This is a genomic window from Pseudomonas sp. Irchel s3b2 (genome assembly GCF_900187445.1).
Classification (GTDB): Bacteria; Pseudomonadota; Gammaproteobacteria; order Pseudomonadales; family Pseudomonadaceae; genus Aquipseudomonas.
The window spans coordinates 1,416,690-1,426,895 of sequence record NZ_FYEB01000001.1 but is presented as its reverse complement, the minus strand read 5'-3'; the positions used below and the strand labels follow the sequence as shown (position 1 = coordinate 1,426,895).

The following is a 10,206-nucleotide window of genomic DNA, read 5'->3' as shown; positions in this document are numbered from 1 at the left end:
CACCCTTGCCTCTGGCTAACACTTCCCCTTGCCGGGTGTGTAGAGGACTTGCACCTCCAAGTCACCCGCTTGGCCACCACAGCCAAGCGGGTTGCGCTTGCGCGCAACGCGCCATGCCTGGCGCACCGTGAAAAAGCCCAACCTGTGGAGGTTGGGCTAAGTCATTGAATAATATGGTCGGGACGGAGTGATTCGAACACTCTACCCCTAGCACCCCATGCTGGGGCCTAAACAAACCTAACCTATTGTTTTATATAGAATAAACACCCTACTGCGCGGGGCAAAACATCCGCTTTTTTGTGCTTATGCAAACGGTAAACCGTGGGCCTGCAGCAGAGGTTTTGCGCAAGGTAGGCAAGTCGAAAGGCGGGCACGTCTTGATGGTCAATGCTGGTTTGGCCTGGACTGCTCCAGGCCTACCAAAAGGGAATTGATAATGGCTGATGACCTAACCAAGCGTGGTCCGAAAGGCAGAGCCTCGCGTGAACACATCTGAGGCTTGATCCAACCCCGAATGGAGCTGAGCGAGAAGTGCGACAAAAGCAGTCAGATCGCTGCAAAGGTAATAAAAATGCCGCGATCTACCTCTATGACCAATTGATCTATAAGGAAATCTGATAGAGAATCCTTGATAAATGGCGTTCTGCCACCAAAAACTGTGTGGATAGACAGGTATTCAGGGATGAGCAAGACTCAATTTGCCACCACAATGCAACTAGATTATAGTTGCAGATATCATAAGGATGGCTGGTGACCATGAGCCAGATCGAAAAGCTGATCGGTAAGCTCACCAAGACCCCGGCCCCAAAGGACTTTTCGTGGTCCCAGCTTCAAAGGGTAATGAAGCATTTTGGGTACAAGGAGCTTGAAGGAGATGGTTCAAGGAAAAAATTTGTGCATCTTGAAACGAAACACAAGGTTTTGTTGCACAAGAGACATCCCGACAGCACTTTAATTGGCCCTCAAATTGAGGACATTATTGAATCACTGAAATCACAGGGTTATTTGAAAAATGACAACTAAGACGCTTGAGTACAAAGGATTTCAAGGGTCGGTGGATTTTGACACACAGTCTGAAGAGATGTATGGAAAAATCCTGCACATTAACGACCTCGTCACTTATGAAGCCGACTCTTTTAAAGAGCTTCGCAAGGCATTCGAAGAGTCTGTTGAAGATTATTTGGACACATGCGCGCAACTTGGGGTAGAGCCAGAAAAGCCTTTCTCAGGCTCCTTCAATGTTAGAGTTGGCGTATACATCCATAAAGAATTGTCAAGATTCGCAGCTAGACACAGTAGTTCAATCAATGACGTTGTGAAGGATGCTATTAACTGCCATATCAATGGCAGACATAATGAAGTCCATCACCACCATTACGCCAATAGCGAATATGAATCTAACGACTTCTTCATGACCAAGGCGGCCGCACGGCCGAAGCTTACGGTGGTGAAATGAGCCTTCAAAACGTAGCTCTGAAATTCGTGACAATATCGAATGTTTCTGGGGAGTCTTATGAAAACGGAATCGATGAGGAATCTCCTGCTTTTAAAGCTCGATTCGGACTTTCACTAGACACTGCAGATTTTGGTGAAGACAATGATTACTCCTTCACCGTAACGCAGAAGTTTGAAACATTGTTTACTGAGAATTCAGAACCCTTCTTCAAAATGGAAATTGTCGGTCATTTCTTCGCAACCCAACCCGAGGGTGTAAAAGATTGGATCGACACTGAAGAAGCTGCATACATTTTAGGCTCAACTCTCTATCCATACTTGAGAAACCTATCCAAGCCTCTTCTTGAAGGACTCGGAGCAGCACAAATAGATTTCCCATGGAGCTCTCCGCCCATTACCAAAATCGCGGCAAAAAAGACCAAGAGAAAGTTAGTTAAAAAATTATGATACAGCCCGGCTAAGTGCCGGGCTTTTTATTACTAATGAATTTTATCCAGTAGCGAGTGTAACTACGTTCGCACGCTAGACCAGCTATTCGGGATCGGTCATAAGCCGCTGCCAGCTCTTGCGCTCTTTTGTCAGCCCGCCTGAACAGGTCGGAGAGCACCATGGCTGCGCGGGTAGATCCCTTGATCGCCCCGACAGTCTCACGTCGGCGTCACACATTCGGCCGACGACGATGCTACCCCGCCCGAGCCAATGACATGCGTAACCGACTCGACCTGCCACAGCCGATTTGCGCTGGTGCGATGGTTGCGCACGTCAAGTCGACCCTCGGCAACAATCTCAGGCGTCAGCGGCCGGGTGATGGACATGGTGGACTTGCCGCGTTGCAGCTTCTTCAGTTGCGCCGCCGCCGCTTCTTGGGCGCTCTTCTGATCCGTATGGGTCTTGCGGATGATGTAGCGCGGGCCCGCCTGACTATCGGCGTCCTCGGTGGCCTCACCGGCATTGTCCGGGGCATCGCCGTACACCGACACCACCCCGGCGACTACGCCCGCGACTGCCGGCACCTTGCGCTGCTCGGCTTCGTTGAACCAATACGCGACCACCGACTGATAGTCGTTGCGCTCTTGAATCGTGACCCGGCCGCTGCTGTTCTCCGGATCACTAATAACGACGGTCGGCAACGCGGCGCCGGTGACGGTCTGAGCCACACCCTTGGGCACCACTACCAGACGGCCGCCAACCGGCTTCGCCACGGCGCCCAGCTCACGAGACAGGCGCGTCAGCAGATTCATATCGGATTCGGCACGCTGGTCGATATGGTCGAAAACATGCTTCGCCAGGTCCGGCGCCACGGCCGCGATATAACCATGCTCGGCGGCCATCTTGCCGACCAGGGCGCCCAAGGTAATCCCGTCGAACGTGGCGTCACGTGGGGCCTTGATGCCGCCCAACATCTTGGCCGCTTTGCCGTGGATCACCAAGGCCTGATCGTCTAACGGCTCTTCCAGTTCGTCGACTTGATAGGCGCCTTTGAACACTAGGGCTCCCGGCTCGCCAATCCACACCTTCAGTTCCGCGCCCGTCGACGGTAGACGAATCAGGTTGTCGCGGTTATCCAGCTCAATCGCCACGGTGTCGCTGTCCTCGCCGGCGGAATCCTGCAAGGTCAGCTTGATAAAGCGCTTGCGCAGCATGGCGGTAATGTCGGCATCGTTGGCCGTGATTCGGTAGTCAGCTTTTTTCATAGTTGTCCTCAATCCCACAACGACACTTGCCCAGGCGCTTGCGCCGGGGCAAGGTCTGGCAATTCGATCAACAGCCCTTCAGGCAGCACCGCTCCCCGCCGGCAAAGCCCAGGGTTGGCCTCTAAAACCGCTTCGGCGGTCCCCGGGCCAGCGCCGTAATGCACATGGCAAATGGCGTCGAGCATGTCACCCGGGCGGGTGCGGTAAGTCCTCATGCTTCATCCTCCCCGTACTCGGAAATTGACAGCGACCCCTTGCGCACCAGGGGCGTCCCGTCCTTGAGGAAAAACTCATCCGCCACGGTCAGGCCATCGATCACCCACAGCCCCAGGTCGGCCCCCGACTGCTTTAACTGGCCCTCCACCTTGGCCGTACCACCCGACACCAGGCGCAACGGTTCGCCCGCGTCGCCCATCATGCGCAGGCGGTCGAACAGCAACACGTCCGCGCGCGACTGCGGGTAAACGGTGATGTCGAAGGTTTTGCTAGTGCTGTCGGGGCCGTGGAACTGCTTGCCTGGCTTGGCCCCATAACGATCCTTCTTCGCCCAGCGCCAGGCCATCGAGGTCGACAACCCTTGATATTCGGTCGTGGCCACACTGAAGCGAAAGTCGCCCAGCGCCATCATTACTTCAGACATACCCCTCCCCCGCGAAAGCCGCCCGGGGGCGGTTTCGCTATTTCACTAATTAGCCTTGGCCATCACCCAGGCGGCCGCGCTGCGACCGGCTGGCCTGGCGGTCGCGAGCATCCAGCTCGGCGCGCACTTTCTTCGCGACTTGCTCTTCCGACATGCCCGGGGCCGCTTGCACGACGATGCCGCCGTATTGATTGACCTGTTGCGTTGAAGGCGGCCGACCGGCCGGCGATGCCACGCCCCCCACTGGTGTCGCCAAGGGCGCCCCCGTTGCGGCTACCGCTCCCGCGCCCGGGGCAGACGGCGGTAGCGCGGCGTTCACCGCGTCGGTGGCACCGGTGATTTTCTGCGTGATGGCGACCGCGCCGTCGCCCAGAAAGCCCCCGACCTTGTCCATGATGGACGTGACCGGTGCCAGAACCTTGTCCGTCAGCCATTGGGTCGACTCCGCAAACACACTTTTGATGCGATCCCAAAGCGTACCGAAGAACGTAAACAGTGGTTCCCACGCCTCGGTTACAAGCGCCAGAGGGGAATCGGCCATCAGCGCCTTGATGAATTCACAGGCTGTCGAGAACAGCACTCTGACGCGCTCCCACAGCCCACTAAAGAACGCCACCAGCGGCTCCCATACCAGGAAGATCGACCAGACAAAGGCGAAATTCATCAACGCTTTGATGAACTCCCAAGCCGCCGAGAACACCATTTTGACGCTGGTCCATAGGCCGCTGAAAAAGGCGGTCAGCGGCGCCCATGTCTGCATCAGCAAGACCAGCGGCGAATAGGCCAACAGCGCCTTGATGACTTCACAGGCCGCCGAGAACACGACCTTGATGCGCTCCCAGAGCCCGCCAAAAAAGCCTTTAAGCGGCTCCCAATAGCGCACCACCAGGGCTACCACACCCACCAATGCCAATATGCCGGCAATCACCAGGCCGATGGGGTTGGCCGACATGGCCACGTTTAACGCCCATTGCGCTGCTGTCATCACCGCCGCGCCTACAGCGTAGGCACGACTGGCGGTGCCCAGCAGCAACACCCCTGTCGCGGCCGCGATCGATCGAATCCGCGTTACGAGTAACGCCGCTTGCGTGCGCAGGTTGGCCGCCGTGAAAAACAATAGCGAACGCCGGGCCAACATCAGCCCATCAGAGAGGAACGCGAAGCCGAAGCGAGCGGCGATCGACGCCACCTTCAGGCCCACCAGCCCGACCAGGGCGAAGCCAATCACCCGGGAAAGAAACGGAAAGCGCTCGGCCAGGCTGCCGATCAGGCTGGCCAGCTGGCCCACGGCGCCGGCGGCAAACATCATCGCCGGGGCGAATACCGCGCCCAGGGTGACACTGGCGTTTTGAATGCGCTGGCTCATCAATTTGAACGATTCGTTCGGGCCGCTGTTCATGATTTGGGCCATGCGTTCAGTAGTCGACATACCTGTTTTCAGCGCTTCGCCCATGCCGCTGATGTTCTTTTTCAGCGAGTCAATTTCGGGGTACAGCAGCTGAATCAGGGCGATAGCTTCGTCGGTGCCAAACGCCTTTTTCATCTCCTGGGTTTCCATCGCGTCCAGGGTGGCACCGTACTTCTTGCGCAGCACTTCCAGAATCGCCGGCATCGACAATAGCTTGTCGTTGGCATCCATGAACGAGACGCCCAGTTTTTCACTGGCCCCAGCAGCCGCGCCGATAAACGAACGGTACTTCGTTGCCGCTTCAGAACCGGACATCGTGAGCTGAAGCTGGCCGAGAATCGCCAACTGCTCCGCAAATGGAATGTTCGCCGACGTGGCGGTCGCGCCTAAGTTGGTCAGCGCCGCCGACATCTGCTGCCCGTCCGACTTGAACACGTTGACCGTTTCGACCAGGCCCGCCGCGAAGTACTTGCCAAACTCAATGTCGCGTTCTTCCGCGCTCATCTTGTCCCAGCCCGCTACCACCGCTTTACCGAACTCGTCGAACTGGCGGCGATACACACCGTAGCCGGTCGACATCAGCGAGGTCATTTCAGCGGTGGTCGACTTGGTCGACTTCGCCACCAACGCGGCAATTTTGGTGAAGTCGCCGATAGCCTCGGCGCCCAGGGTGTCAATCGCCGACTTGATTTCGACCGCGCCTTCGATGAACTCCTTTTGCGTGGTGCCCGACCACAGGTTCGAAAACTCTTTGGCCTTGGCAGTAATCGAATTAATGCCCGCCTCATCCAGCCCCAGGGCTAAACCGTCATTGCGCGCGGTGACGACTTCGCCATACGCATCGACCAGCTGTTTCGCGCCGGCGATGGCCACACCGACCCCGATGGCGTCACCCGTCGCCGACATTTTCATGTCGCTGTTGCGCTGCTTGATTTCACCCAGGCGCTTTTGCTTTTCGGCGACCAAGGCCAAGGCTTTCTGTTCCTTGGCCAATTGCTCGTTGTAACGGCGCGTCTGCACCTCGATACGCCGCGTGGCTTCGGAAAGCCTCCCCGTGTTCACCCCCGTTGCCGCAAGCTGCTGGCCGGTGCGCTGAAGCTCCAGGCGTTCGGACTGCTGTTGTGCCTGCAAGCGTTTGACCTGTTCGGCCGCCCGGGTAAATTCATCCGTCATCTTGCGGGTCGGGTTGGCCGTGGCATTCAGCTGCTGCCCCAGGGCCTGCGCTTTGGATTGAGCCAGGGCCAAGGCCTGCGCAGTCTGGCCGGTGCGCGCCTCGAGCGCTTTGAAGTGCTCGATGTCCTTAGAGGTATTGCCCAGGCGCGACAGCTCGGACTGGGTCGCCTTGATTTTTTCGCCCATCCGCGACGTGGTATCGGTCACCTTCAGAATGGGCCCGGTGATTTTGTCCACCAAGCCCATGATCAGGTTTAGCCGCATAGAATTCGACATAGCCCACCCCAAAAAAAGGCCGGGCGGCCCCTCTCAGGACTGCCCGGCCCGGCCCTGCTCGTACCGAGCAAGCGCGATCTTGTGCCAACGCATCAGCTCTTCAAGCCGCATGCGCTCCGTCGTCAGCGCATCCCAGCCGGTGAAGACCAGGAAAATGTCGGCTTCCGCCTCCATTACTTCGTGCGGTACGGCGGTCAATCCGTGAAAAAAGCGACCACCTCCGTCTGCACATTCAACAGGTCTTTGGGGGCCAGCAGGTCGAACTCGTTGGCGGTGATATTGGCGATACGCGGCACCAGTACACGGTGCGCGTTCACGCCCATGCGGATTACGTCGAACATGTCCAGGCCGCGCAATTCGCCGGCGCCTGGCTCGCGAAAGGTGACCTCAGTGATTTCGGTTTCGCCGCGCTTGATTGGGCGGGTCAGGGTTACAGGCTTGCTCATGGGGATTCCTCAAAACTGGGGCAAAAAAAACGCCGGCCCTTACTGGGCCAGCGCGGCGCGAATTTCTTTGTTGCGGTCCACGCCGTTGACGCGGAATTCGTTGTTGAGCTTGTCGATGTAAATCAGCTCTTTGCCGTCCACCTCAAAGTGGAACAGCTCGACCGCGATGGCGAATTTCATGGTGGCCTCTTTTTCCGGGGCCCATTCGTTGAACTCGGCGGACTTCCAGAAGCCTTGCATCCGCACAATCACCGTCTTGATGATGCCGCCCACGTCGACCGCACCGCGCAGCGTGAACACCTCTTCACGGCTGTCACGCGCGCCCAGAAGGCCGGTAATGCGCTCGGAGTAGTCAGAGATAGTTACATCGCACTCCAGCTTTTCGAGGCGCCCCAGGTCGCGCTCGATGTCACCCGCGACGCCGGCCAGGGTCTGGTCCATCGTCTTGGTCACAACCTTGGGCAAGGTGGCGGTATTACAACGGCCGGCAAATGATTCATCCTTGAAGAACGAATTCACGTCGACCAAAACACTAGGCAGCTTGGCGCCCATGGATCACCCCCTTATTCGAAAATGGCTTCGTTGTAGCCGTTACTGATGTGCTGACGGAACGTCATGCGTTCGGCCACGTCGTAGAAGCCCAGGTCGTAATCCCAATACACCTGGCCGGTGCCGATGGCGGCTTGGTTCAACTCCTTGTCGACCCAGCATTCGCCGCCGCTGATTACGTCGCGCGACTTCAAACGGCGGATCAGTTTGTTGACCCGGTTTTTCACGCCATCGACATAACCCTGGGTGACGTTGCGGTCGAGCAATTCCTGGTGCGCGTACAGGATCGAATCGCCAACGATGTAGCGAATCCGCTGGTGCGGCATCATCACGGAATTGGCCAAGCGGTTGCCGTACAGATACCAGCCGCCTTGCTGATTGACGATCACCGCCACGTTCTTGCTGTTGTACAAGTTGGCCTTGCTGGTGGTGCTGCCGATGGCATGATCGATCACTTCGGAGGTGCCGAGGATGCCAAAGATTTTCCGGCTCGACGCACTGTTCCAATAGCCCTCTTCATTGTCGACGCGCACGATGTGCCCGGCGATGGTCGGCGACGCCTTGCGGGTCACAACCTGGCCGGTAACCTCGTCCAGCACCTTGACACCGCAGTTCACGAACAGCGTTTCTTGGTACAACGCCGCTTCGCCGATAACTGCGGAATAGCCCTTCTCGCTGCCGTCGATGATCGGGATTGCATTGAGCTTCTTCGCGACCACTTCCATTGCCGCACCCACGCCCGTCAAGTGACTGAACTCCGGGGCGATGATCAGCCGCGGGCGCACGCCGACCAGGGATTCGGCCGCCAGCAACGCCTTGAGGCCGGTGTATTTGCCGGTTTCGTTGTCGATGCTGCCTACCACTCCGGCGATTTGGGTTTCAGGGGTTTCCGTCGCGTCGACGCGCACCACCACGACCACCGCGCCGGACTGGCGGTAGATGTCGTTGAGCGCATCACGCAGGGTGCCCGTCATGCCGGCCTTGGCGATCAGCTTGTCGCTGTTGCACAGCACCGGGACATTGAGCGGAAACACCAGCGGGTCGGCATCGTCAGCGGTGGCCACCAGGCCGATGGTCGATGCCGCCAGGACTTCGATAGGACGGTCGAGGTTTTCGAGGAAGAACTGCTCGACCCCGTGCAGGTAATCAGCTGCCATTTCAATCTCCAGCAGAAAGCGAAAGCCCCCAGGCCGGGGACTTTCAGGCGTAAAAAAACCGCTTTCGCGGCTTGGGTTGTCTCAGCGGGGAGGCGCTGGCTTAGATAGCGTCCAGCTCGGCGATCACTAGTTCGCCGGCGGCGACCACCGCTTCGACGGTGGCCAGCTCAGCCAAGGTCCCTTTGCCACCGATGCGGACCGCCTCGATGCGAGCCGCCACAGCCAGCCAGGAATCACGGGCTTCAATCACCCGGGTTGCCTGCGCCTGCGGGGTAATCTGCAACGCCTCGGCTTCGGTCTTCAGCAACACATAGTCGCTTGCATCCGCTGGCGAGCCGGCCGCGATATAGCGTTCGGCTTCGTTCGCCTTAAGCAAATACATGGAATCCTGGCCATCGATCCGCGTGGCATTACGCGCGCGGGCCTGGGCCACGGCTGCGTCAATCCCTTTTTGGATCTCTTCAGCGGCAGCCCCCGCCAAGACCAACACCGGAATCCCTACCGCCAGCGCATCCTCGACAGTAAATGCCGAATAGAACTGGCCTTCATATGTGAAATTAAGCCGCATTATTAATCACCGAATTAAACAAGATTGACGTTAGTAACGACACTTCGGGTCGCGCCATTGGAGTCAAAAACAATGCCGGTAATGTAATCCCCCGACCACTTCGCGCCCGCCGGCAAGGTATTCGATTGCGCGGCAAAAATAATCGGACAACCGGCCGTCTCGACTAATGGCGTGTTCTTAACTATCGGACCTACGCGGCTGATCTTGTTCAAGTACAGCGAAACAATACCGGTTTGCCCGTTGATGGTGTGGCGAGTCAGGGCGGTGTCACCCAGCTCAATCTCACACGTGGTCACATGAACCATGCCCATCGGGCGGTCATAGCGACGGAACAAACCCGTGTAGACGTTGTTCAACGTTGACTCGGGCTTTGAATAATTGGCCGTGCGAACGCGGATACCCCCTAAAACAACGGTGGAACTGTCCATCATAAAACCGGTGGTCGAGTTTTCCGTAGCCCCAGCGCCGTCAGAGGTGTTCGCCGGCACGCAGATATTGCGCAAGGTCGGCATAACCGCCTCACCTTCGGCGACAGTAATAGTGATGTTCTTGGACGCAACGAAAATCAAACTGTCGATCACATGTTCATGACCAAACAACCGGATGTAACCACCACCGCCGTAAGGAATGGTGTTCACAGCCTTCGCCACCGTTTTAAACGGTTTGAGTTTGTCGCCCGTACCGGCGGCATCATCGCCGGTAATTGCGTTCACGTAGTAAGTCTTGCTCATCGCCGGGACCGCACTGACAGCAGCGGCCACGGCGTCTTTAATGCTTTTCTCTTTGTCCTGAAACATTGTTACAAGGCGAGTAGCCTCAGCCAGCAGTGCCGACATGCCC

At 57.5% G+C, this 10,206-nt stretch carries 14 protein-coding genes; 3 read left to right on the top strand and 11 right to left on the bottom strand.

Annotated features, from left to right (window positions below):
* Window positions 1-756 precede the first annotated feature (756 nt).
* Genes CKW20_RS06805 through CKW20_RS06795 form a run of 3 tightly spaced genes read left to right on the top strand, consistent with a single transcriptional unit; the run spans window position 757 to window position 1,902 of the window.
* A complete protein-coding gene (locus CKW20_RS06805) occupies window positions 757-1,023 on the top strand; it encodes a type II toxin-antitoxin system HicA family toxin (protein ID WP_095052224.1) in 267 nt (88 codons plus the stop codon).
* On the top strand, window positions 1,013-1,456 hold the full coding sequence (locus CKW20_RS06800; RefSeq protein WP_095052223.1) for a type II toxin-antitoxin system HicB family antitoxin: 444 nt from the start codon (window positions 1,013-1,015) through the stop codon (window positions 1,454-1,456). Before CKW20_RS06805 ends, CKW20_RS06800 begins: the two co-directional genes overlap by 11 nt.
* Entirely contained in the window at window positions 1,453-1,902 is a 450-nt protein-coding gene (locus tag CKW20_RS06795) for a hypothetical protein (protein ID WP_095052222.1), read from the top strand. Before CKW20_RS06800 ends, CKW20_RS06795 begins: the two co-directional genes overlap by 4 nt.
* A 10-nt stretch (window positions 1,903-1,912) precedes the next feature.
* Here CKW20_RS06795 and CKW20_RS06790 read toward each other — a convergent pair whose 3' ends face one another.
* The 11 genes from CKW20_RS06790 to CKW20_RS06740 form a co-directional block, all read right to left on the bottom strand.
* Window positions 1,913-2,089 carry a DUF2514 family protein gene (locus tag CKW20_RS06790; protein ID WP_371857404.1) on the bottom strand — a complete coding sequence of 59 codons (177 nt, stop codon included), beginning with the start codon at window positions 2,087-2,089 and terminating at the stop codon, window positions 1,913-1,915.
* A gap of 13 nt (window positions 2,090-2,102) precedes the next feature.
* Window positions 2,103-3,149: a contractile injection system protein, VgrG/Pvc8 family gene (locus CKW20_RS06785; protein WP_095052221.1), complete on the bottom strand. Its 1,047-nt coding sequence runs from the start codon at window positions 3,147-3,149 to the stop codon at window positions 2,103-2,105.
* An 8-nt stretch (window positions 3,150-3,157) separates the two neighbouring features.
* Window positions 3,158-3,364, bottom strand: a complete 207-nt coding sequence (locus tag CKW20_RS06780; protein WP_095052220.1) for a tail protein X — start codon at window positions 3,362-3,364, stop codon at window positions 3,158-3,160.
* Window positions 3,361-3,789 (bottom strand): phage tail protein, encoded by a 429-nt coding sequence (locus CKW20_RS06775; RefSeq protein ID WP_095052219.1) that lies wholly within the window; start codon window positions 3,787-3,789, stop codon window positions 3,361-3,363. The genes CKW20_RS06780 and CKW20_RS06775 overlap by 4 nt, the downstream gene beginning before the upstream one ends.
* A gap of 49 nt (window positions 3,790-3,838) precedes the next feature.
* On the bottom strand, window positions 3,839-6,646 hold the full coding sequence (locus CKW20_RS06770; protein WP_095052218.1) for a phage tail tape measure protein: 2,808 nt from the start codon (window positions 6,644-6,646) through the stop codon (window positions 3,839-3,841).
* Between the two features lie 33 nt (window positions 6,647-6,679).
* Window positions 6,680-6,820, bottom strand: coding sequence for a GpE family phage tail protein (locus CKW20_RS06765; protein WP_081729416.1), 141 nt, complete (start codon window positions 6,818-6,820; stop codon window positions 6,680-6,682).
* Between the two features lie 20 nt (window positions 6,821-6,840).
* Window positions 6,841-7,092, bottom strand: coding sequence for a phage tail assembly protein (locus CKW20_RS06760; protein ID WP_095052217.1), 252 nt, complete (start codon window positions 7,090-7,092; stop codon window positions 6,841-6,843).
* Between the two features lie 39 nt (window positions 7,093-7,131).
* Window positions 7,132-7,644 carry a phage major tail tube protein gene (locus tag CKW20_RS06755; protein ID WP_030132168.1) on the bottom strand — a complete coding sequence of 171 codons (513 nt, stop codon included), beginning with the start codon at window positions 7,642-7,644 and terminating at the stop codon, window positions 7,132-7,134.
* An 11-nt stretch (window positions 7,645-7,655) separates the two neighbouring features.
* Window positions 7,656-8,798, bottom strand: coding sequence for a phage tail sheath C-terminal domain-containing protein (locus CKW20_RS06750; protein ID WP_095052216.1), 1,143 nt, complete (start codon window positions 8,796-8,798; stop codon window positions 7,656-7,658).
* Between the two features lie 100 nt (window positions 8,799-8,898).
* The gene (locus CKW20_RS06745; RefSeq protein WP_095052215.1) at window positions 8,899-9,366 is read right to left on the bottom strand and encodes a hypothetical protein; all 468 of its coding nucleotides are present in this window, start codon (window positions 9,364-9,366) and stop codon (window positions 8,899-8,901) included.
* Between the two features lie 14 nt (window positions 9,367-9,380).
* Window positions 9,381-10,202, bottom strand: coding sequence for a hypothetical protein (locus CKW20_RS06740; protein ID WP_141228921.1), 822 nt, complete (start codon window positions 10,200-10,202; stop codon window positions 9,381-9,383).
* Window positions 10,203-10,206 lie beyond the last annotated feature (4 nt).